The organism is Streptomyces caelestis (genome assembly GCF_014205255.1).
Classification (GTDB): Bacteria; Actinomycetota; Actinomycetes; order Streptomycetales; family Streptomycetaceae; genus Streptomyces; species Streptomyces caelestis.
In genome coordinates this window covers 3,410,562-3,433,149 of sequence record NZ_JACHNE010000001.1, presented here as the reverse complement: position 1 = coordinate 3,433,149, position 22,588 = coordinate 3,410,562, and the positions used below count along the sequence as shown (strand labels likewise).

At 70.4% G+C, this 22,588-nt stretch carries 14 protein-coding genes; 11 read left to right on the top strand and 3 right to left on the bottom strand.

Going from position 1 to position 22,588, the window contains the following annotated elements; all coding sequences use genetic code 11:
• The first annotated feature begins 1 nt into the window (after position 1).
• The 5 genes from mtrB to HDA41_RS15440 all read left to right on the top strand — a co-directional run bounded on the left by mtrB (position 2) and on the right by HDA41_RS15440 (position 7,288).
• Positions 2–2,287, top strand: coding sequence for an MtrAB system histidine kinase MtrB (mtrB, locus tag HDA41_RS15460; protein WP_184984379.1), 2,286 nt, complete (start codon positions 2–4; stop codon positions 2,285–2,287).
• On the top strand, positions 2,277–4,109 hold the full coding sequence (locus HDA41_RS15455; protein WP_184984377.1) for an LpqB family beta-propeller domain-containing protein: 1,833 nt from the start codon (positions 2,277–2,279) through the stop codon (positions 4,107–4,109). The genes mtrB and HDA41_RS15455 overlap by 11 nt, the downstream gene beginning before the upstream one ends.
• 320 nt (positions 4,110–4,429) lie before the next feature.
• A complete protein-coding gene (locus tag HDA41_RS15450) occupies positions 4,430–5,326 on the top strand; it encodes a ComF family protein (RefSeq protein WP_184984375.1) in 897 nt (298 codons plus the stop codon).
• Positions 5,327–5,638: 312 nt separating this feature from the next.
• Positions 5,639–6,337, top strand: a complete 699-nt coding sequence (hpf, locus tag HDA41_RS15445) for a ribosome hibernation-promoting factor, HPF/YfiA family (RefSeq protein WP_184984373.1) — start codon at positions 5,639–5,641, stop codon at positions 6,335–6,337.
• Positions 6,338–6,541: 204 nt separating this feature from the next.
• Positions 6,542–7,288: a response regulator gene (locus tag HDA41_RS15440; RefSeq protein ID WP_086605819.1), complete on the top strand. Its 747-nt coding sequence runs from the start codon at positions 6,542–6,544 to the stop codon at positions 7,286–7,288.
• Between the two features lie 35 nt (positions 7,289–7,323).
• Here the strand turns inward: HDA41_RS15440 and HDA41_RS15435 are convergent, their stop codons facing one another.
• Both HDA41_RS15435 and HDA41_RS15430 read right to left on the bottom strand, forming a co-directional pair.
• The gene (locus HDA41_RS15435; protein WP_184984371.1) at positions 7,324–8,496 is read right to left on the bottom strand and encodes a winged helix-turn-helix domain-containing protein; all 1,173 of its coding nucleotides are present in this window, start codon (positions 8,494–8,496) and stop codon (positions 7,324–7,326) included.
• Positions 8,497–8,596: 100 nt separating this feature from the next.
• Positions 8,597–9,166 carry a GNAT family N-acetyltransferase gene (locus tag HDA41_RS15430; RefSeq protein ID WP_184984369.1) on the bottom strand — a complete coding sequence of 190 codons (570 nt, stop codon included), beginning with the start codon at positions 9,164–9,166 and terminating at the stop codon, positions 8,597–8,599.
• Positions 9,167–9,445: 279 nt separating this feature from the next.
• On the opposite strand from HDA41_RS15430, the gene secA reads away from it, so the two are divergent.
• The gene (secA, locus tag HDA41_RS15425) at positions 9,446–12,292 is read left to right on the top strand and encodes a preprotein translocase subunit SecA (RefSeq protein WP_184984367.1); all 2,847 of its coding nucleotides are present in this window, start codon (positions 9,446–9,448) and stop codon (positions 12,290–12,292) included.
• Positions 12,293–12,393: 101 nt separating this feature from the next.
• On the opposite strand, the gene HDA41_RS15420 is transcribed toward secA, so the two are convergent.
• Positions 12,394–13,239, bottom strand: a complete 846-nt coding sequence (locus HDA41_RS15420; RefSeq protein WP_260423557.1) for an Rv3235 family protein — start codon at positions 13,237–13,239, stop codon at positions 12,394–12,396.
• Between the two features lie 320 nt (positions 13,240–13,559).
• On the opposite strand from HDA41_RS15420, the gene HDA41_RS15415 reads away from it, so the two are divergent.
• The 5 genes from HDA41_RS15415 (at position 13,560) to HDA41_RS15395 (ending at position 22,467) form a co-directional block, all read left to right on the top strand.
• Positions 13,560–14,084: a DUF6912 family protein gene (locus HDA41_RS15415; RefSeq protein WP_184984365.1), complete on the top strand. Its 525-nt coding sequence runs from the start codon at positions 13,560–13,562 to the stop codon at positions 14,082–14,084.
• Positions 14,085–14,174: 90 nt separating this feature from the next.
• A complete protein-coding gene (locus tag HDA41_RS15410; RefSeq protein WP_184984363.1) occupies positions 14,175–14,837 on the top strand; it encodes an HAD family hydrolase in 663 nt (220 codons plus the stop codon).
• 607 nt (positions 14,838–15,444) lie between these two features.
• Positions 15,445–20,403, top strand: coding sequence for an NAD-glutamate dehydrogenase (locus tag HDA41_RS15405; protein WP_184984362.1), 4,959 nt, complete (start codon positions 15,445–15,447; stop codon positions 20,401–20,403).
• A gap of 131 nt (positions 20,404–20,534) precedes the next feature.
• Positions 20,535–20,993 (top strand): GtrA family protein, encoded by a 459-nt coding sequence (locus HDA41_RS15400; RefSeq protein WP_311772144.1) that lies wholly within the window; start codon positions 20,535–20,537, stop codon positions 20,991–20,993.
• Positions 20,977–22,467, top strand: a complete 1,491-nt coding sequence (locus tag HDA41_RS15395; RefSeq protein ID WP_184984360.1) for a hypothetical protein — start codon at positions 20,977–20,979, stop codon at positions 22,465–22,467. The genes HDA41_RS15400 and HDA41_RS15395 overlap by 17 nt, the downstream gene beginning before the upstream one ends.
• The last annotated feature ends 121 nt before the right edge of the window (positions 22,468–22,588 follow it).

The window sequence follows — 22,588 nt, the reverse complement described above, 5'->3', positions numbered from 1 at the left end:
CATGTCCGGCGACAGTGCCGCTTCGGCGCCCGGACGGTCCGGGGGCCGCCCGGGGCGGCCTGTCGGGCGGAAGAAGGCGGGTTCCCGCTGGGCGCGGTTCCTGGAGAGCGGGCTGCTGCTCCAGGGCGGGGTCCAGGGAAGCCCGGTCATCCGGCTGTTCATGCGCTGGGTGCGCCGGCCGCTGCTGCCGGTCATGCGGCTGTGGCGGCGCAACATCCAGCTCAAGGTCGTCGTCACGACGTTGCTGATGTCGTTGGGCGTGGTCCTGCTGCTGGGCTTCGTCGTCATCGGACAGGTGCGCAACGGCCTGCTGGACGCCAAGGTGAAGGCGTCCCAGAGCCAGGCCACGGGTGGGTTCGCGGTGGCCAAGCAGCGGGCCGACGAGGCGGCGAGCGGGACCGGCGACGATGTCGCCACGGCGGACGGGCGTCCCGCGCAGAACGTCAGCGAGTGGATGAGCGACCTCGTGTCCTCGCTGTCCAGCGGCGGTCAGGGCGCCTTCGACGTGGTGACGCTCCCGGCCTCCGACGCGGATGGCGCGAGCGGCCGTGGGCAGCGTGCCTCCGGCGAGGTGGACTGGGGCAGGAGCGTGCCCCCCGAGCTGCGCGAGCGGATCGGCAGCAGCACGACGGCCGCGCAGAGCTACACCCGCATCACCTACAACAACGCGACCAAGGACTCCCAGCCGGGACTGGTCGTCGGCAAGCAGGTCAACGACCCCAACGGAGACCCGTACCAGCTCTACTACCTCTTCCCGCTCACCCAGGAGGAGAAGTCGCTGAGTTTGGTCAAGGGGACCCTAGCGACGGCCGGGCTGTTCGTCGTCGTGCTGCTGGGGGCCATCGCCTGGCTCGTCGTGCGGCAGGTCGTCACGCCGGTGCGGATGGCGGCGGGGATCGCCGAGCGGCTGTCCGCCGGGCGGCTTCAGGAACGGATGAAGGTCACCGGTGAGGATGACATCGCGCGGCTCGGCGAGGCGTTCAACAAGATGGCCCAGAACCTCCAGCTGAAGATCAGCCAGCTGGAGGACCTCTCGCGGATGCAGCGCCGGTTCGTGTCGGACGTGTCGCACGAGTTGCGTACGCCGCTGACGACCGTGCGAATGGCCGCGGACGTCATCCACGAGGCGCGTGCGGACTTCGACCCGGTGACCGCGCGGTCGGCTGAGCTGCTCGCCGACCAGCTGGACCGGTTCGAGTCGCTGCTCGCGGATCTGCTGGAGATCAGCCGGTTCGACGCGGGTGCCGCGGCGTTGGAGGCGGAGCCGATAGACCTCAGGGAGGTCGTACGGCGGGTGGTCAGCGGGGCCGAGCCGCTCGCGGAGCGCAAGGGCACGCGGATCCGCGTTCTGGGCGACCAGCAGCCCGTCGTCGCCGAGGCCGACGCCCGGCGCGTGGAGCGCGTGCTGCGCAACCTCGTCGTCAACGCCGTCGAGCACGGTGAGGGCAGGGACGTCGTCGTCAAGCTCGCCGCGGCGGGCGGTGCGGTCGCGGTCGCGGTGCGTGACTACGGGGTCGGGCTCAAGCCGGGCGAGGCGACCCGGGTGTTCAGCCGCTTCTGGCGGGCCGACCCGGCACGCGCGCGCACCACGGGTGGTACGGGTCTGGGGCTGTCGATCGCCCTGGAGGACGCGCGGCTGCACGGTGGCTGGCTTCAGGCGTGGGGTGAGCCGGGCGGCGGCTCACAGTTCCGGCTGACGCTGCCCAGGACCGCTGACGAGCCGCTGCGGGGCTCTCCCATACCGCTGGAGCCCAAGGACTCACGGCGGAACCGGGGGCTCGACGACGCCGGTCTGCCGTGCCGCGGCGGGGACGGTGAGAAGCGGGCGACCGTACCGGCACAGTCGGCGAGTGGGCCGGTGCGGCCGGGGCCGGCGCGGGATCCGATACCGCCGCGGGCGTCCTCCGCGGCCCCCACGGCCGATCCGACGGCGCTGCCCGGCAACGGGGCGCGTGTCGTGCCCCGGCCCGCCTCGGGCACGCGGCCGCAGGACGATTCGCAGGCGATCCCGGAACAGCCGGCTCGCGACGGGAGTACGAGCGGCCCGGCGGGCACGGCCGGCCATGACGGGATGAGCGGTTCGTCGGGCGCCGACGGCAACGGTGCGGTGAGTGGTGCGTCGGGCGCGGCCGGCAGCGGCAAGCGGAGTGGTCCTGCTGGGGCTGCTCGGGACCAGGTCGGGAGCGGGCCGCGGGATGCGGACAGGGACGACGGATCCGCAGGCTCGGGCAGGGAAACCGAGTCGGAGAAGGCGGACAGGCATGGGGAGGCATCTCGTGGGCGCTGACCGTGGGGGGCGCGGTCGGCGTACGCCCGGGCGTGTGACGGCGTACGCCGCCGGTGGGGTCCTGCTGCTGGCGGGATGTGCCTCGATGCCGGACAGCGGGGATCTGCGGGGTGTGGAGTCCACCCCCCGCCAGGACACCCAGGTGCGGGTCTTCGCCGTGCCGCCGGGTGAGGACGCGCAGCCCTCGGAGATCGTGCAGGGCTTCCTGGAGGCGCTCACCAGCGACGATCCGCACTACAAGACCGCGCGCCAGTACCTGACCGGTGACGCCGCCAAGACGTGGCGGCCGGAGGTGTCCACCACCGTGCTGACGGACGGCCCGGGCGCCAAGGCCGAGGGCGCGGGCGGCCGGGAGGACACCGGCGAGATCACGTACATGCTGACCGGCACCAAGGTGGCCACCGTGGACGCGCAGCAGTCGTACGCGCCGGCGACCGGGGCGTACGGCAGGACCGTGCACCTCACGCAGGACGAGAAGAGCGGACAGTGGCGGATCGACGCGCTGCCGCAGGGCGTCGTCATGGGCGAGTCGGACTTCCAGCGCAACTACATGTCCGTCAACAAATACTTCTTCGCTTCGAACACCTCGGTGGCCCGGGCGGACACCCAGCCCACCGCGGTCGCCGACCCCGTGTACGTCCGCCGACGGGTGGACCCCATGACGCAGATGGTGCGCTCCGTCCTGAGCGGCCCCACGCGGTGGCTCGGGCCCGTGGTCAGGTCGAGCTTCCCCACCGGTACGGCGCTGCCGAAGGACGCCGGCGCGCTGACACCCGACGACCGGAACAAGCTGACGGTCCCGCTCAACGACAAGGCCGCGGGCGTCGGCGCCAACCGCTGCGAGGAGATGGCGGCCCAGCTGCTGTTCACGTTGCACAGCCTCAGTCCCGCGGTGGACGAGGTGGAGTTGCGGGCCGGCGGGGCGGAGCTGTGCTCGCTCACGCAGAAGACGGTCGATGCCGCCGCTTTCCGGAGCTCGGTGCGCCGCCCCGACTACCTGTACTTCGTCGATGCCAAGGACCGGCTGGTGCGGATCCCCGCGGGCAGCAGCGCCACCAAGCCGGACCCGGCGCCGGGCGCTCTGGGTGAGGGCGACACGGCACTGCGGTCGGTGGCGGTGTCGCGCGACGAGCACACCGCGGCCGGTGTCAGTCTCGACGGCAAGTCGCTGTACGTGGGGTCGCTGGTCTCGGGCGGTTCGCTGGGCGAGCCGGTGCTGCGCAGCCACGGCCGGACCGAGGCGGACCGGCTGACGAGCCCCAGCTGGGATGCGCACGACGGCCTGTGGGTGGCCGACCGGGACCCGGACAACCCCCGGCTGCTCCTGCTGGAGGAGGGCAAGGGCGATCCGCTGGAGGTGCGCGTGCCGCGCCTGGACGGTCGGGTCCAGGCCGTGCGGGTGGCCGCCGACGGGGTGCGGATCGCGCTCGTCGTGGAGAAGGGCGGCAAGAAGACCCTGCTCATCGGGCTGATCGAGCGGGAGGGCAAGCCGGGCGAGCAGCCGGCTGTCAGGGTGGTCGAACTGCGCTCCGCGACTCCGGAGTTGGAGGAGATCACCGCCATGTCGTGGGCCGGGGACAGCCGGCTCGTGGTGGTCGGGCGTGAGCACGGTGGTGTGGAGCAGATGCGGTACGTCCAGGTCGACGGCTCCACGCCGGACGTACCGGCGCCAGCGGCCCTGACCGGCGTGAAGGAGGTCACCGCCGCCGAGGACGACCAGATGCCGCTGGTGGCGTACTCGGTGGACGGGATCGTCCAGCTGCCGTCGGGCGGGCAGTGGCAGAAGGTGACGGAGGGGACGGCGCCGGTCTATCCGGGGTGACGTGTGGCGCCCCCGTGGCCGGTGTCCGGGGGCGCGCTTGTGGGCGCGGTCGCTTCTGCCGGGTGAGGTCCGGGAGGGCGGCCGCTGTTGTTCGGGAGCGGGTCGGCCGGGTGCTCCTCAGGAAGCCGCCTCGCGGGGCTGCCTCATGGGGCCGCTTTGCGGGGCCGCCTCATGGGGCCGTCCCTTGGACCGACCCACGGGGCCGTCCCAAGGGGCCGTCACTCATGTGGGGGACGAGCGGTTCGACGGGTTGGGAGTTGTCCACAGGCCGTTGTCCACAGGGGTGGCCGGACGGGGCCCTGAGCGGCACAGTGGTGGCCATGCGGGGGTGGTGGCAGGACCTCACCGACCTGGTGCTGCCGGCCGAGTGCGGGGGCTGCGGGAGGCCTCGTACGGTGCTCTGCCCTGAGTGCCGTGCGGTGCTGAGCGGAGTCGCGGCGCGTCGGGTGCGGCCGGTGCCGGAGCCGCCCGGGCTGCCCGTGGTGCATGCGGCGGCTCGGTACGCGGACGAGGTGCGGGCGGCGCTGCTGGCCCACAAGGAACGGGGTGCCCTGGCGCTCGCCGGTCCCCTCGGGGTGGCCTTGGCGGGAGCCGTGCGGGCGGGGCTCTCGAAGGCGTGGGGCGGGTCCTGGGCCGGGGCCGAGGGGGCGTGGTCCCGCGCCGTCGAGGCTCCTGTACTGCTCGTGCCCGTGCCGTCGGGGCGGCGGGCCGTGCGGGCCCGGGGGCATGATCCCGCGCGGCGGATCGCGCTCGCGGCGGCGGGAGAACTGCGGCGGGGCGGGGTGCCGGCGCAGGTGCTCGGCGTGCTGCGGCAGCGGCGGGCCGTGGCCGATCAGTCGGAGCTCAACTCCCGCCAGCGGCTGGACAATCTCGCGGGCGCGCTGGCGGTGGTGCCCGGCGGTGTCCGCTTGCTCTCCGGTGGGCCGGTCGTCCTCGTCGACGACGTGATGACCACAGGGGCGTCCTTGGCGGAGGCCGCGCGGGCGGTGCGGGCGGCGGGGCCGGTTTCGAACGCTGCGGGAGCCGTGGCCGTGTACGGGGGAGAGACATGGGAAAGCAGAGAGGAACAGAACGTCGGATCAACGCGAGAGAGGACGGGCCGGCGGCCCGGTCGGCAGGGAACGACGGGCGCGGGCGGCGTCGGCGCAGTCGTCGACGTGGTGTGCGCGGCAGTGGTCGCCGCATCACCGGACTCTTTTGAAATAAACCGGAACTGACTGAGATCTTGCGTCGTTGCAGGTAACGAGAGGGCTTATTCACCTGAACGGAGGTACGCCGCAGTAGAGGGTGACGACATCCGTCCGGGCGAGATATGTTCGGTTGAGAGGGAAAGCCGCAGGCCACACCTCTCAAATCCGAATGCCGTGCCGCGGGTTTTTTCCTCATCACTCGCGACGGTGGAGTGGAGATCTCGCCCACGGGGGAGGAGGTGGAAGTCACCGAGTCCGAGGTTCCGGGGCACACCGGGACCTGGTGCAAAAGGGAGATGCTCCGCACCGAAGCGGAGTGATCCGGGAACGGAGTTCTGCGTGGACATCGTCGTCAAGGGCCGCAAGACCGAGGTGCCCGAGCGGTTCCGGAAGCACGTGGCCGAGAAGCTGAAGCTGGAGAAGATCCAGAAGCTCGATGGCAAGGTGATCAGCCTCGACGTCGAGGTGTCCAAGGAGCCCAACCCGAGGCAGGCCGACCGCAGTGACCGAGTGGAGATCACGCTGCGCTCCCGCGGTCCGGTGATCCGGGCGGAGGCAGCGGCGAGCGATCCGTACGCGGCGCTCGACCTGGCGGCGGAAAAGCTGGAAGCCCGGCTGCGCAGGCAGCACGACAAGCGGTTCTCGCGCCGTGGCGCGCGCCGGATCTCGGCCGCAGAGGTGGCCGACCACGTCCCGGGTGTGGCGACGCTCAGCGGGAACGGCCTGGTGCCCACTCCGAAGGAGGAGCCGGAAGAGGCCGTCCCCACGAAGAAGATCGGTTCGTTGGAAGTGCAGGGTGACGGCCCCATCGTCGTCCGCGAGAAGACCCACGTCGCAGCCCCCATGACCCTCGACCAGGCTCTCTACGAGATGGAGCTGGTCGGGCATGACTTCTACCTGTTCGTCGACTCCGAGACCAAGGAACCGAGTGTCGTCTACCGACGGCACGCCTACGACTACGGCGTGATCCACCTCAGGACGGACACGATGGTCACGCAGACACACTCCCCCGACGCGGGCGGTGCGCTCGGCGGCTGACCATGCCGGGACAGCGGTGCGGGTGCCCCTGGAGCGCGTGTGCGCCCCCAGGGGCACCCCCGTGCGACCGCTTAGCACCCCGCTCCGTCACCCCGGTGTCGTCCGGGCATGGAATCATGGTTGGCCACGGCCCAACCGGTGGGTCGTTGCTCTGGGTTGGCGATGGCTCAGGACGACAGGCCACAGCCTTCAGGGGGAGGAACGATGGCGGACAGCTTCGGACCGATGCGTGACGAGGATGCCGACGACGGCGTTGTCGGCATGGGCCCGGACACGGACTCTCCACGCAAGGAACCGATCAGAGTCCTTGTGGTCGACGACCACGCCCTGTTCCGCCGGGGCCTGGAGATCGTGCTCGCGGCCGAGGAGGACATCCAGGTCGTCGGGGAGGCGGGCGACGGCGCCGAGGCCGTCGAGAAGGCCGCCGACCTGCTGCCCGACATCGTCCTGATGGATGTGCGGATGCCCAAGCGGGGCGGGATCGAGGCATGCACCTCCATCAAGGAGGTCGCCCCCAGTGCCAAGATCATCATGCTGACGATCAGCGACGAGGAAGCCGATCTCTACGACGCCATCAAGGCGGGCGCGACCGGGTATCTCCTCAAGGAGATCTCGACGGACGAGGTGGCCACCGCCATTCGCGCGGTGGCCGACGGCCAGTCGCAGATCAGCCCGTCCATGGCGTCGAAGCTGCTCACCGAGTTCAAGTCGATGATCCAGCGCACGGACGAGCGCCGGCTGGTGCCGGCGCCGCGGCTGACGGACCGCGAACTGGAAGTCCTCAAACTCGTCGCGACGGGGATGAACAACCGGGATATCGCCAAGGAGTTGTTCATCTCCGAGAACACCGTGAAGAACCACGTCCGCAACATCCTGGAGAAGCTTCAGCTGCACTCCAGGATGGAAGCGGTGGTGTACGCGATGCGGGAGAAGATCCTCGAGATCCGCTGATCCCGTGATCCGCTGACCTTGTGATCCCGTAGGGCTCAGACGAGGACGCGGGCGAGTTCCTTGACGAGGGGCTCGCGCAGGTCCGGTGCGTCGACCCGGTCCACGCGTACGTCCGTGCAGTCCACCCAGGTCGCCGCCTCGACCAGGGCCTGGGCCACGGCCGGTACGGCCTTCGCGCCGTCGAGCGTGACCTGCTTGGCCACCAGCGTGCGGCCCTCGCGGGCCGGGTCCACGCGGCCGACGAGCCGGCCGCCGGCCAGGACCGGCATCGCGAAATAGCCGTGCACCCGCTTCTGCTTGGGGACGTACGCCTCCAGGCGATGGGTGAAACCGAAGATCCGCTCCGTGCGCGCCCTTTCCCAGATCAGGGAGTCGAAGGGCGAGAGCAGCGTGGTGCGGTGGCGGCCGCGCGGGGGTGTCTCCAGGGCCGCGGGATCGGCCCAGGCGGGCTTGCCCCAGCCCTCGACCGTGACCGGGACCAGACCTGAGTCGGCGATCACCGCGTCGACCTGCTCGCCCTTGAGGCGGTGGTAGTCGGCGATGTCCGCGCGGGTGCCGACGCCGAGGGACTGGCCCGCCAGGCGGACCAGGCGGCGCAGGCACTCGGTGTCGTCCAGCTCGTCGTGCAGCAGGGCGTCCGGGATGGCGCGCTCGGCGAGGTCGTACACGCGCTTCCAGCCGCGGCGCTCCACGCAGACCACCTCGCCGTACATCAGGGCGCGTTCGACGGCGACCTTCGAGCCGGACCAGTCCCACCAGTCGTTCGTCTTCTTCGCGCCGCCCAACTCCGTGGCCGTGAGGGGGCCTTCGTCGCGGAGCTGCTTGATGACCTCGTCGTAGGCGCCGTCCGGGAGCTCGTGGTTCCAGTGCGGGCGGTTGCGGTAGGCGCGGCGGCGGAAGGCGAAGTGGGGCCATTCCTCGATGGGGAGGATGCAGGCCGCGTGGGACCAGTACTCGAAGGCGTGGGTGTCCTTCCAGTACGCGTTCTCCACCGTCTTTCGGCCTACCGCGCCCAGGCGGGCGTACGGGACGAGTTCGTGGGAGCGGGCCAGGACCGAGATGGTGTCGAGCTGTATCGCGCCCAGGTGGCGGAGGATGTCGCGGACGCCGGAGCGGCGGGGTGGGGCGCCGAGGAACCCCTGGGCGCGGAGTGCCAGGCGGCGGGCCTCGTCTGCGGAGAGCTCGGTTGCGGGGCGCGGGGTGGTCATGGTTTTGCACGATAGGGGGTGGGACTGACAGAGGTGGCGTGAGCTGCGGGGTTGGGGGCGAGGTGCTGTGCGTTGGGGCTGGGGTGGGGTGGGGTCACAGCTACGCGCGCGTCGGCAAGTACGGGGCCGTCGACGGGAGGCCCATGTCCGAGGGGAGCAGGGAGCCGATCCAGGTGTCGCGGCGCACGCCCTTGTTGGTGGTCGCGGCGCGCAGCGTGCCCTCGATCGTGAAGCCGGCTCGCTGCGCTACCGCGCGGGAGGCGTGGTTGCCCACCTCGGCGCGCCATTCGATGCGGTCGATCGCGGCGTGGACGAAGGCCCAGCGGCAGGCGGTGAGGACGGCTTCCGCGATGTAGCCGTTGGCGCGGTGCTGTTTGGCGGCCCAGAAGCCGATCTCGCCCATGCCCAGGGCGCGCATGGTGATGCCGAGCATGCCGGCGAGTTCTCCGGAGTGGAGGAAGACGCCGAAGGTGTACATGGATCCGTCCGCCCAGCCATCGGGGACCAACTGTTCCGTGAAGGCCTCGGCGTTCTCGCGGAGGTAGGGCGAAGGGATCGTGGTCCAGCGCCGGATGTCGGGGTCCTGACAGGCGTCGTACACCGCGTCGGTGTTCTGAGGGCCGACCGTGCGCAGCAGGAGGCGCTCCGTGGTGAGCGTGACGGGGTCCATCGGCCGATTGTGGGCGGAAGCCCTCGAAACCGCCATGTGTTTGCTCTGGGTGAGGGTCTGGTCACGCTTCGCCTAATTCGGGTGGGGGGTGCGGCACCATCCGAGGGGCCCGGACGTTGTCCCCTTTGAAGCAGAGTGAAAACGAAATGAAGCAGCGGACGGTCGCCGTCACGGCAGGCCCTCCCGGCGCGGTGGGGTCCTCGCATACGATGGCCGTTGCTCAGTAAGTCAAGTGGTAACCGACCGTCCCAGGCCCGACCGGCAAGGAGACCAACCCCCGTGTCCGTCCTCTCCAAGATCATGCGTGCAGGCGAAGGCAAGATCCTGCGCAAGCTGCACCGCATCGCGGACCAGGTCAACTCCATCGAAGAGGACTTCGTCGACCTCTCCGACGCTGAGCTGCGGGCCCTCACCGATGAGTACAAGCAGCGCTACGCGGACGGTGAGACGCTCGACGACCTGCTGCCCGAGGCGTTCGCCACCGTCCGTGAGGCCGCCAAGCGCGTCCTGGGCCAGCGGCACTACGACGTGCAGATGATGGGCGGCGCCGCCCTGCACATGGGATACGTCGCCGAGATGAAGACCGGTGAGGGCAAGACCCTCGTCGGCACGCTGCCGGCGTATCTGAACGCGCTGTCCGGCGGGGGCGTCCACATCATCACGGTGAACGACTACCTGGCCGAGCGCGACTCCGAGATGATGGGCCGTGTCCACCGCTTCCTGGGGCTCGAGGTCGGCTGCATCCTCGCCAACATGACGCCGGCTCAGCGCCGCGAGCAGTACGCCTGCGACATCACGTACGGCACGAACAACGAGTTCGGCTTCGACTACCTGCGCGACAACATGGCGTGGTCCAAGGACGAGCTCGTCCAGCGCGGCCACAACTTCGCCATCGTCGACGAGGTCGACTCCATCCTCATCGACGAGGCCCGTACGCCGCTGATCATCTCCGGCCCGGCCGACCAGGCCACCAAGTGGTACGGCGACTTCGCCAAGCTGGTCAAGCGCCTCAAGCGCGGCGAGGCGGGCCAGCCGCTCAAGGGCATCGAGGAGACCGGCGACTACGACGTCGACGAGAAGAAGCGCACCGTCGCCATCCACGAGTCGGGTGTCGCCAAGGTCGAGGACTGGCTGGGCATCGATAACCTCTACGAGTCGGTGAACACCCCGCTGGTGGGCTACCTGAACAACGCCATCAAGGCCAAGGAGCTCTTCAAGAAGGACAAGGACTACGTCATCATCGACGACGAGGTCATGATCGTCGACGAGCACACCGGACGTATCCTCGCGGGCCGCCGTTACAACGAGGGCATGCACCAGGCGATCGAGGCGAAGGAAGGGGTGCCGATCAAGGACGAGAACCAGACGCTCGCCACGATCACGCTCCAGAACTTCTTCCGCCTCTACAAGCGCCACGACCACAACGGCAAGGAAATGCCCGGTCTGTGCGGCATGACCGGTACGGCGATGACCGAGGCCGCCGAGTTCCACCAGATCTACAAGCTCGGCGTGGTGCCGATCCCGACCAACCGGCCGATGGTCCGCCAGGACCAGTCGGACCTGATCTACCGGACCGAGGTCGCCAAGTTCGAGGCGGTCGTCGACGACATCGAGGAGAAGCACCGCAAGGGCCAGCCGATCCTCGTCGGCACCACCTCGGTCGAGAAGTCCGAGTACCTCTCGCAGCAGCTCAGCAAGCGCGGCATCCAGCACGAGGTGCTGAACGCCAAGCAGCACGACCGTGAGGCGCAGATCGTCGCCCAGGCCGGCCGCAAGGGCGCCGTCACGGTGGCCACGAACATGGCCGGCCGTGGTACGGACATCAAGCTCGGCGGCAATCCCGAGGACCTCGCCGAGGCGGAGCTGCGCCAGCGCGGCCTCGACCCCGAGGAGCACATCGAGGAGTGGGCGCACGCCCTGCCCGAGGCGCTCAAGCGGGCCGAGAAGGCCGTCCAGGCCGAGAAGGAAGAGGTCGAGAGGCTCGGCGGCCTCTACGTGCTGGGCACCGAGCGGCACGAGTCGCGGCGGATCGACAACCAGCTGCGTGGTCGTTCCGGCCGTCAGGGCGACCCCGGCGAGTCCCGCTTCTACCTCTCCCTCGGCGACGACCTGATGCGGCTGTTCAAGGCCCAGATGGTCGAGCGCGTGATGTCGATGGCGAACGTGCCGGACGACGTGCCGATCGAGAACAAGATGGTCACGCGCGCGATCGCCTCCGCCCAGTCGCAGGTCGAGCAGCAGAACTTCGAGACCCGTAAGAACGTCCTGAAGTACGACGAGGTCCTCAACCGCCAGCGTGAGGTCATCTACGGCGAGCGGCGCCGCGTCCTGGAGGGCGAGGACCTGCACGAGCAGATCCAGCACTTCATGGGCGACACGATCGACGCCTACGTCCAGGCCGAGACCGCCGAGGGCTTCCCCGAGGACTGGGACCTCGACCGGCTGTGGGGCGCCTTCAAGCAGCTCTACCCGTGCAACGTCACCATCGAGGAGCTGGAGGAGGCGGCCGGTGACCGGGCCGGGCTGACCGCCGAGTTCATCGGTGACTCCATCAAGGACGACATCCACGAGCAGTACGAGGCGCGCGAGGCGCAGCTCGGCTCCGAGATCATGCGTGAGCTGGAGCGCCGGGTCGTGCTGTCGGTCCTCGACCGCAAGTGGCGCGAGCACCTCTACGAGATGGACTACCTCCAGGAGGGCATCGGCCTGCGCGCCATGGCGCAGAAGGACCCGCTGGTCGAGTACCAGCGTGAGGGCTTCGACATGTTCCAGGCCATGATGGACGGCATCAAGGAGGAGTCCGTCGGCTACCTGTTCAACCTGGAGGTCCAGGTCGAGCAGCAGGTCGAGGAGGTTCCGGTCGAGGACACCAAGCCGGTGGCCGACCTGGAGAAGCACGACGCGGTGCCGGCGCAGGCCGGTGCCCGCCCGGAGATCCGCGCCAAGGGGCTCGACGCCCCGCAGCGGCGCAACCTCCACTTCTCGGCTCCGACGGTCGACGGTGAGGGCGGCACCATCGAGGGTGACTTCGCCACCGACGACGAGCCGGTGCGTTCCGAGGCCGACGGCCTCACGCGCGCGGAGCGCCGCAAGCAGGCGCGCAGCCGGGGGCGTCGTAAGAAGTGACGGTCGCTGAGGCACCGTAGCGGCTGAAGGGCCGGGCACCTGAGGGTGTCCGGCCCTTCGGTTTGGTGGGACGGCCGCTCGACGGCCTCGGGCGATATGGCTCAGTCGGCCTCTGCGCGGGGTGGGCGGGGGCCGCCGAGTTCCACCGCCGTGCAGCGCCAGCGGAGGTCCTGGCCGAGTTCCAGGCGGAAGGCCATGGCGCGCAGTCGGTCCCCGGCGCCGATGCGGGCGAAGGCCTCGATGGCGCCCGGGCGGGGCTCGTAGTAGCCGATGTCCCGGACGACGGGGCGGGCGCCGCGGGTGCGCAGGGGACCGCGTTCGGCGAGCCAGGCCAGTTCGTCGTAGGCACGGCCCCGGGTGTGGCGGAGCATCGAGTGGACGGGGCGGTGACCGCTGAGGACGGCGAGGAGGAGGTCGGCGAAGAGGTCGGTGGGGAGCGGGTGAGGGACCGGAACCGGTCGGTGGGCGTTCTGGGCGGGGGCGCGAGGTGTGGTGTCCCGGAGGGCCGGGGCGGTGCTTCGCGTCGTCCTGCGGGGTGCTGTGGGGGCGGCTGAGGGGGTCGGTGGGCGGGTGTCCGTGGGGCGGGTGCGGGGCCTCGCGGTGCGGGCGGAGCCCGGAGGGCGGCCGTCGGCTGCCGGAGTACGGGCGGGGCCTCCGCCGGGGGTGCGGGGCGGGGCGGTGCCGCCGGGGATGCGGGAAGTGGGGCCCCCGGGGGTGCGTGAGGAGGTGCCGCCGGGGGTGCGGGGAGTGGGGCCCCCGGGGGTGCGTGAGGAGGTGCCGCCGGGGGTGCGTGGCGGAACGGCGCTGCCCGGGGTGCGGGGAGTGGGGGGCGCGGCGGTGCGTGGTGGCGTGGTGCCGGGTGTGCGGGGGTTGGCGCCGGCGCCCGGGCGGCGTGGGTCGCGGCGGGCTGGTGGGCGGGTGGTCGGTCGCTGTTGTGCCCTGGTCATGACCTTGTTCATGAGGGTCCCCGTTTCGTGGGCCCGGTGGATACCGGAGAGTAACTTCGGGTTGGTGATCTTGTACGCGGCCGAAGGGGGCAGGGGCAAGGAAGCGGACCTCGGGTTGCGGGCGCCGGAATGTTCACCTATCCGGGTGGTGTGGAGGGCACGGAGCCAGTCAGGGCGGGGATGCGCCGGGTGAATGCCTGGCCTGGAGTTGCCGCGTCCGGCGTCACGGGACGGAACTCGAAAGGGGACGCGCCGCACGTATCCTGAAGGCCCTCCGGAGCCCTCCGACCATGAAACGACCACGAAAGAAGCGGCCAGCCATGCGTGTCTACGTGCCCCTGACCCTCCCCGGTCTCGCCGAGGCGTACAAGACGGGTGAGCTGGGAGCCGGGCCGTTCGTCGCGTACGCCGTGACGCCCGGGCTGCGGGAGTGGTACCTCTCCGACGACATCGAGGAGCTGGAGTACGCGGCGCTGAGCAGGGCCGCGCTGGCCTCGCTGCGGCTGCTGGCGGCCGAGCCGGAGGCGCCGCGGCGGCGGGTCGTGGTGGCCGTGGACGTGCCCGACCGGGCCGCGAGCGCGGATCCCGACCGGGGGCTCGACCCGGCGGCGCTGGGGGAGGTGCGGGTCGCCGGTGCCGTCGGGCTGGCCAAGGCGGCGTCCGTGCATCTCGACGCGGCGGATGCGGAGGCGGATGTGACGGCGGCGGCCGAGGCGCTGCCGGCGGCGGACGGTGGGGACGACGACGCGCAGTTCGTCGTGGACGGGGCGGAGGACCACGAGCTGCTGTGGTTCGCCACGCAGGAGATTCCGAACCTGGTGGGGCGCGGGGACCGCGGGGACTGAGCGGGCCGGGGCGGGTGCTCTCGGCATTCAGGGGGGCGCGTTGAGTCGCCGTTCTCTTGATTGTCAGTGGGGGCGGGTACGTTTTGGGGCATGGGGAAGCAGACGGGCGCGCACATTGTCTGGGACTGGAACGGGACGCTGTTCCATGACATCGACGCGATCATCGGGGCGACGAACGCGGCGTTCGCCGAGCTGGGGCTGGAGCCGCTGACGCTGGAGAAGTACCGGGAGCTGTACTGCGTGCCGGTGCCGAAGTTCTACGAGCGGCTGATCGGGCGGCTGCCGTCGGAGGCCGAGTGGGAGGTCATGGACGACATCTTCCATCGGTACTACGCGGAGCACCGGGGGACCTGTGCGCTGACGGTGGGGGCCGCGGAGCTGTTGGCGGGGTGGCGGTCGGCAGGGCGTAGTCAGTCGATTCTGAGCATGTACGTGCATGAGGAGCTTGTGCCGTTGGTGCGGGGGTTCGGGATCGAGCCGCACTTCATACGGGTGGACGGGCGGACGGGGCCGTCGGGGGGGAGCAAGGCCGAGCACATGGTGCGGCATCTGGGATCGCTGCGGGTGGATCCCGAGCGGACCGTGGTGATCGGGGATGCGGCGGATGATGCGGTGGCTGCGCGACATGTGGGGGCGCGGGCGGTGCTGTATACCGGCGGGTCGCACAGCCGGGCGAGCCTGGAGGCGGTAGGGGTGCCTGTTGTGGACACGCTGGAGGAGGCCGTGGAAGAGGCGGAGCGGTTGGCGGCGTAGCGGGGTGCTCGGTGTTGGTGCTGGGGCGGAGTGGGTGCGCAACCCGGCGTGACGGGGTGCCTCCTCCCAAGCTCTCGGCTTCGCTTGGGGCAGGGGGTACCCCCACCGCCCATCCGTGCCGCCCTCAGCGGAACGATTGCCCGCGGCTGAGCGGACAGTGCCCGCGGTTGGATGCGCTTACTGTGCAGAACGTCAAACTTCCAGGCCTGGTTTTGTACACATACGGCTCATGACGGGCCCCCTGTAAGGAGCGATAGCCTTGGTGGCGTGATCAGCGCGATAGTTCGCGGGGACGTCGTCGTCCCTGCCCTGCGCCCGGAGAGCACGGACTACATCCGTGACCGGGCGGCGGTCGCTGGTCTTCGCGGGCGGGACGGGGCTTCGAGGACCCCCGGGACGCCGAGCGTCACCCGGACTGAGGCGTCGCGGAGAGCAGCCTCACACCCGTGGGGCAGCTCAAGATTGGCTCAGACACCCCCGCTCATCTCACCTTGCGGCATAGCGTCGGAAGAGACCGGATACCCCGTGTCACGACGTGACGTCGTAAGCGCAGAGGCCGTACTTCCTTCTACGTCACGCAACGGCGCGCGACAGGAGCCAGAGGACAATGCAGACCAAGCTGGACGAAGCCAAGGCCGAGTTGCTCGAGAGGGCCGCCCGGGTTGCTGAGAACAGCCCGGTCGGGGGGCACCTACCGACCGGGTCGACGGGCGAGGAGACCCCAGACGCCCAGAAGGCCCCGGATCGCGAGTCCCTGCTCTCGTTCCTCCAGCGTTACTACCTGCACACGGCCCCGGAGGACCTCACCGACCGCGACCCGGTCGACGTCTTCGGAGCCGCCGTCTCGCACTACCGGCTGGCCGAAAACCGCCCCCAGGGCACGGCCAACGTGCGGGTGCACACTCCCACGGTCGAAGAGAACGGGTGGACGTGCAGCCACTCCGTGGTGGAAGTCGTCACCGACGACATGCCCTTCCTCGTCGACTCCGTCACCAACGAGCTGACGCGGCAGGGGCGCGGCATCCACGTCGTCATCCACCCGCAGTTCGTCGTGCGGCGCGATGTCACCGGCAAGCTCATCGAGGTGCTACCCAAGCCCGCGACCGGCCTCGGCGACCTTCCGCACGACGCGCACGTCGAGTCCTGGATCCATGTCGAGATCGACCGGGAGACCGACCGGGCCGATCTGAAGCAGATCACCGCCGACCTGCTGCGGGTGCTGTCCGACGCCCGTGAGGCCGTCGAGGACTGGGGCAAGATGCGGGAGGCGGCGATCCGGCTGGCGGAGGGGCTGCCGGACGAGCCCATCCCCGGTGACCTGCCCGGACCTCAGGTCGAGGAGGCCCGCGAGCTGCTGCGCTGGCTGGCCGACGACCACTTCACCTTCCTCGGATACCGCGAGTACGAGCTGCGCGGGGACGACTCGCTGGCCGCCGTGCCCGGCACCGGCCTCGGCATCCTGCGCGCCGACCCGCACCACTCCGACCAGGAGAGCCACCCGGTCAGCCCGTCCTTCGAGCGGCTGCCCGCCGACGCCCGGGCCAAGGCGCGCGAGCACAAGCTGCTCGTCCTGACCAAGGCGAACAGCCGGTCGACCGTGCACCGGCCGTCGTACCTGGACTACATCGGCGTGAAGAAGTTCGACGCCGAGGGCAACGTCATCGGCGAGCGGCGGTTCCTCGGGCTGTTCTCCTCCGCCGCCTACACCGAGTCCGTGCGGCGCGTCCCGGTCATCCGGCGCAAGGTCGAGGAGGTCCTCGAACAGGCCGGGTTCTCGCCGAACAGCCACGACGGGCGTGACCTGCTCCAGATCCTGGAGACGTACCCGCGCGACGAGCTGTTCCAGACCCCGGTCGACGAGCTGCGCTCCATCGTCACCTCCGTCCTCTACCTCCAGGAGCGCAGGCGGCTGCGTCTCTATCTGCGTCAGGACGAGTACGGGCGCTACTACTCGGCCCTCGTCTACCTCCCGCGCGACCGCTACACCACGGCCGTCCGCCTGCGGATCATCGAGATCCTGAAGGAGGAACTGGGCGGCATCAGCGTCGACTTCACGGCCTGGAACACCGAGTCGATCCTGTCCCGGCTGCACTTCGTGGTCCGGGTCCCGCAGGGCACCGAGCTGCCCGAGCTGTCCGACGCCGACAAGGAGCGCATCGAGGCTCGGCTGGTGGAGGCCGCCCGCTCCTGGGAGGACGCCTTCTCCGAGGCGCTCAACGCCGAGCTCGGCGAGGAGCACGCGGCGGAACTGATGCGCCGGTACGCGCACGCCTTCCCCGAGGGCTACAAGGCCGACCACAACCCGCGCGCCGCGGTCGCCGATCTCGTCCATCTCGAACAACTGAGCGAGGAGGAGGGTCAGGACTTCGCGCTCAGCCTCTACGAGCCGGTCGGCGCCGCCCCCGAGGAGCGCCGCTTCAAGATCTACCGCACGGGCGACGCCATCTCCCTGTCGGCGGTGCTGCCGGTCCTCAACCGGCTCGGCGTCGAGGTCGTCGACGAGCGGCCGTACGAGCTGCGCTGCTCGGACCGGAGCGTGGCCTGGATCTACGACTTCGGCCTGCGCATGCCCCGCTCCCGCAACGGCGGGGACTACCTCGGCGACGACGCCCGCGAGCGGTTCCAGGACGCCTTCGCCGCCACCTGGACCGGCAAGGCGGAGAACGACGGGTTCAACGCCCTGGTGCTGAGCGCCGGGCTGAACTGGCGCCAGGCGATGGTGCTGCGGGCGTACGCGAAGTACCTGCGCCAGGCGGCGTCCACGTTCAGCCAGGACTACATGGAGGACACCCTCCGCAACAACGTCCACACCACCCGCCTGCTCGTCTCCCTGTTCGAGGCGCGGATGTCGCCGGACCGGCAGCGCGCGGGACACGAGATCGTGGACGCGCTGCTGGAGGAGGTCGACGCGGCCCTCGACCAGGTCGCGAGCCTCGACGAGGACCGGATCCTGCGGTCCTTCCTCACGGTCATCAAGGCGACGCTGCGGACCAACTTCTTCCAGGAGGCGGCGGGCGGCAAGCCGCACGAGTACGTCTCCATGAAGTTCGACCCGCAGGCCATCCCCGACCTGCCGGCACCCCGGCCGGCGTTCGAGATCTGGGTGTACTCGCCGCGCGTCGAGGGTGTGCACCTGCGCTTCGGCAAGGTCGCGCGCGGCGGCCTGCGCTGGTCCGACCGCCGTGAGGACTTCCGTACCGAGATCCTCGGCCTGGTCAAGGCGCAGATGGTGAAGAACACCGTCATCGTGCCGGTCGGCGCCAAGGGCGGCTTCGTCGCCAAGCAGCTGCCCGACCCGAGCGTCGACCGCGACGCGTGGATGGCCGAGGGCATCGCCAGCTACAAGACGTTCATCTCCGCGCTGCTCGACATCACCGACAACATGGTGGCCGGCGAGGTCGTGCCCCCGGCGGACGTCGTCCGGCACGACGAGGACGACACCTACCTCGTCGTCGCCGCCGACAAGGGCACCGCGACCTTCTCCGACATCGCCAACGGGGTCGCCGAGCAGTACAACTTCTGGCTCGGTGACGCCTTCGCCTCCGGCGGCTCGGCCGGCTACGACCACAAGGGCATGGGCATCACCGCCCGCGGCGCCTGGGAGTCCGTCAAGCGGCACTTCCGGGAGCTGGGCGTGGACACCCAGACCGAGGACTTCACGGTCGTCGGCATCGGCGACATGTCCGGTGACGTGTTCGGCAACGGCATGCTGCTCTCCGAGCACATCCGCCTGGTGGCCGCCTTCGACCACCGGCACATCTTCATCGACCCGAACCCGGACGCCGCCACCTCCTACGCCGAGCGCCGCCGCCTGTTCGAACTGCCGCGTTCCAGCTGGGAGGAGTACGACAAGGAGCTGCTGTCGGCCGGCGGCGGTATCTTCCCGCGTACGGCCAAGGCGATCCCGGTCAACGCGCACATCCGCGAGGCCCTCGGCATCGAGGCCAGGGTCACCAAGCTGACCCCGGCCGACCTGATGAAGGCGATCCTCCAGGCGCCGGTGGACCTGCTGTGGAACGGCGGCATCGGTACGTACGTCAAGTCCTCCGCCGAGTCCAACGCGGACGTCGGCGACAAGGCCAACGACGCCATCCGCGTCGACGGCAAGGACCTGCGCGTCAAGGTCGTCGGCGAGGGCGGCAACCTGGGCCTGACCCAGCTCGGCCGGATCGAGTTCGCGCTGCACGGCGGCCGGATCAACACCGACGCCATCGACAACAGCGCGGGCGTGGACACCTCCGACCACGAGGTGAACATCAAGATCCTGCTCAACGGCCTGGTCACGGACGGCGACATGACCGTCAAGCAGCGCAACAAGCTGCTCGCCGAGATGACCGACGAGGTCGGCCACCTGGTGCTGCGCAACAACTACGCGCAGAACACGGCGATCGCCAATGCCCTCGCCCAGTCCAAGGACATGCTCCACGCCCAGCAGCGCTTCATGAAGCACCTGGTCAGGGAGGGCCACCTCGACCGCGCACTGGAGTTCCTGCCCACCGACCGGCAGATCCGCGAGCGGCTCGCCCAGGGGCAGGGCCTGACCAGCCCGGAGACGGCCGTCCTGCTGGCGTACACGAAGATCACGGTCGCCGAGGAACTGCTCCACACCTCGCTGCCCGACGACCCGTACCTGCGGGGCCTGCTGCACTGCTACTTCCCGACCGAGCTGCGCGAGCAGTTCCCGGACCGTCTCGACGGGCACCCGCTGCGCCGCGAGATCACCACGACGGTCCTGGTCAACGACACGGTCAACACGGGTGGTACGACGTATCTGCACCGCCTGCGCGAGGAGACCGGCGCGTCGCTGGAGGAAATCGTGCGGGCGCAGACCGCGGCCCGGGTGATCTTCCGCCAGTCGCCGGTGTGGGACGGGGTCGAGGCGCTCGACAACAAGGCCGAGGCCGACGTCCAGACCCGCATCCGGCTGCACTCGCGCCGTCTCGTGGAGCGCGGCACGCGCTGGCTGCTCAACAACCGGCCGCAGCCGCTCCAGCTCGCCGAGACCGTCGACTTCTTCGCCGACCGGGTCGAGCAGGTCTGGGGGCAGCTGCCGAAGCTGCTGCGCGGCGCGGACCTGGAGTGGTACCAGAAGATCCACGACGAGCTGACGGGCGCCGGCGTCCCGGACGAACTCGCCACCCGCGTGGCCGGGTTCTCCTCCGCCTTCCCGACGCTCGACATCGTCTCGGTCGCCGACCGCATGGGCCGGGAGCCGCTGGACGTCGCCGAGGTCTACTACGACCTCGCCGACCGGCTGCGGATCACCCAGCTCATGGACCGCATCATCGAGCTGCCCCGCGCCGACCGCTGGCAGTCCATGGCCCGCGCGGCGATCCGCGAGGACCTGTACGCGGCGCACGCGGCGCTGACCGCCGACGTCCTGGCGGTGGGCGACGGCGACTCGACGCCCGAGCAGCGTTACAAGGCCTGGGAGCAGAAGAACGCGGCGATCCTCGGCCGGGCCCGCACCACACTGGAGGAGATCCAGAGTTCCGAGGCGTTCGACCTCGCGAACCTGTCGGTCGCGATGCGGACGATGCGGACACTGCTGCGGACGCATTCGTAGGACTGGTCTCAGCACCAGGAGTACGGCGGTATGGGCGCCCCGGGCCGATCTCGGCCCGGGGCGCTTTCTTCTTGGCGTGCCTTAGAGCGATTCGAGTGGAGGACTTACGGTTTCCGGCTAAGGCTTGGGGCGTGACAGTGAATCTCTCCGTTGAGCGAGCGGCCGCTCCCACTCCGCCGGTGAAGCGCGTCGTCGTCGAAGTGGTGAACTTCGCGCTGGTCGGCGGGAGCGGCGTCGCGGTGAACTTCCTGGTGTTCAACGTGCTCCTGCACGGGTTGCACCGGGCCGCCATGCCGGCGACCGTGCTGGCCAGCCTCGTCGCCATGGGCACCAACTACCTCGGGTTCCGGTATTTCACCTACCGGGACAGGGCGTCCCGGACCCGGCGCCAGATCGCGCTGTTCTTCGGCTTCAGCGGAGTCGGCGTGGTCATGGAAAGCGGGCTGTTCTACGCCGGATACCACGGGCTCGGCCTTGCCGGCCCCTTGGAGTCCAACGCGGTCAAGGCGGCCTCCATCGTGCTGGCCTCCGCCTTCCGCTTCCTCGTCTACCGCACCTGGGTGTTCCAGCACGATGCGCGCCGCACCTAGACCGGCCGTCCTCACCGCGCAGGCGGCCGCCGCGGTGGTCGTCCTGCTGCTGGTCCTCGTGATCGTCCGGCTGCCGTGGGCCGGGGATCTCGGCATGCACGCCGCGACCGTCCAGCGGCTGCGGCACGATCTCGTCGACCCGGGCAATCCGCTCGTCGACGCGGACACGCCGAGTCCGTACTACTCGCCCTGGATGCTGGTGCTCGGCTGTGTCGCCCGGGTGAGCGGTCTGTCGGTCTTCGTGGTGCTGCGACTGGGGGCGCTGGCGGGGCTCGCGCTGCTGCTGTCGGGGGTGTGGCGGTACGTACGGACGCTGAGCGGCCATCGTGCCGCGCCCGCACTGGCCGTGCTGAGCCTGCTGTTCCTGTGGGGGACGGTCCTGTTCAACTGGAGCGGCTTCTACGGGCTCAACTCGCTCGCGCTGACGGTGTCGTATCCGAGCGTGTTCGCGCTGGGGCTCGCGTTCCACTTGTGGGCTTGGCTCGGGCGGGCGGTGCGCGGTGACGGTGACGGGCACGGTGACGCGGGGTGGGGCGTGTGGCTCGGGCTGGGGGCGCTGTGGGCGGTGATCCTGCTGTGCCATCAGTTCTCGGGTTTCGTGGCCACGCTGGGGGCGGTCGCGACGGTGGTCGCCGCGCGGCCGGGGCGGGTGGTGTGGATCCGGCTGGGCGGCGGGCTGGTGCTGGGGCTGGCCGTCCTGCTGCTGTGGCCGTACTACGACTTCTTCGCGCTGTCGGGGGCCGAGGGTGACCTGGAGTCGGTGCACCGACCCCTGTACGAGGACCTGCTCGGGCGGTACTGGCTGGTGCTGCTCGGGGTGATGGCGCTGGGCGTGCGGTGGTGGCGGGACCGGTGGGATCCGCTGGTGCTGTTCTTCGTGCTGGGGGTGGTCGTGGTGGCGGTGGGCGGGCTGAGCGGGCACTGGTCGTGGGGGCGGGCGTTTCCGGCGGCGTTGATTCCGGCGCAGGTGGCGGTGGCGGTGGAGGTGGGGGAGGCCGGGCTGCGGTGGGCTCGGGTGGGGTGGGCGTGTGCGTTGGGGGCGGCGTTGGTCGTGGGGGCTTGGACGCAGGTGGGGACGGTCGGCTACGTGGTGAAGCGAGGGGATCTGCCGGAGGCCGTCGCGGAGAAGTACCGGCGGCCGTGGGAGGGGTACCACTGGATGACGCCCTGGGTGAAGTACGGGGATGTGGTGATGGCCCGGGCGGGGCGGCCGGCTCGGCAGATCCCGGCGTATGGGGCGTACACCGTGGCGCCTGGGTATCCCGACTTCTTCCTGCCGGATGAGGGGCGGCGGGAGGGGGTTGTGCGGAGGTACTTCGCGGAGGGGACGTCGGGGCGGGAGCGGGGGGAGATTCTTCGGGAGTACGGGGTGCGGTGGGTCGTGGATACGGGCGGTGCCGCCGGGCGTGGTGCGGAGTTGCGGGAGGTGGCCCGGGGGCCTCGGGGGCAGGTGCTCTACGCCGTGGTGCGATGAGCGGTACGACGCTGTGAGGTCGGGTGGGTCCGCGGCCCGGCGTGGCGGGGTGCCTCCCCCAAGCTTTCGGCTTCGCTCGAGCGGGGGGTACCCCCCATGCCCACCCGTGCCGCCCCGGCGG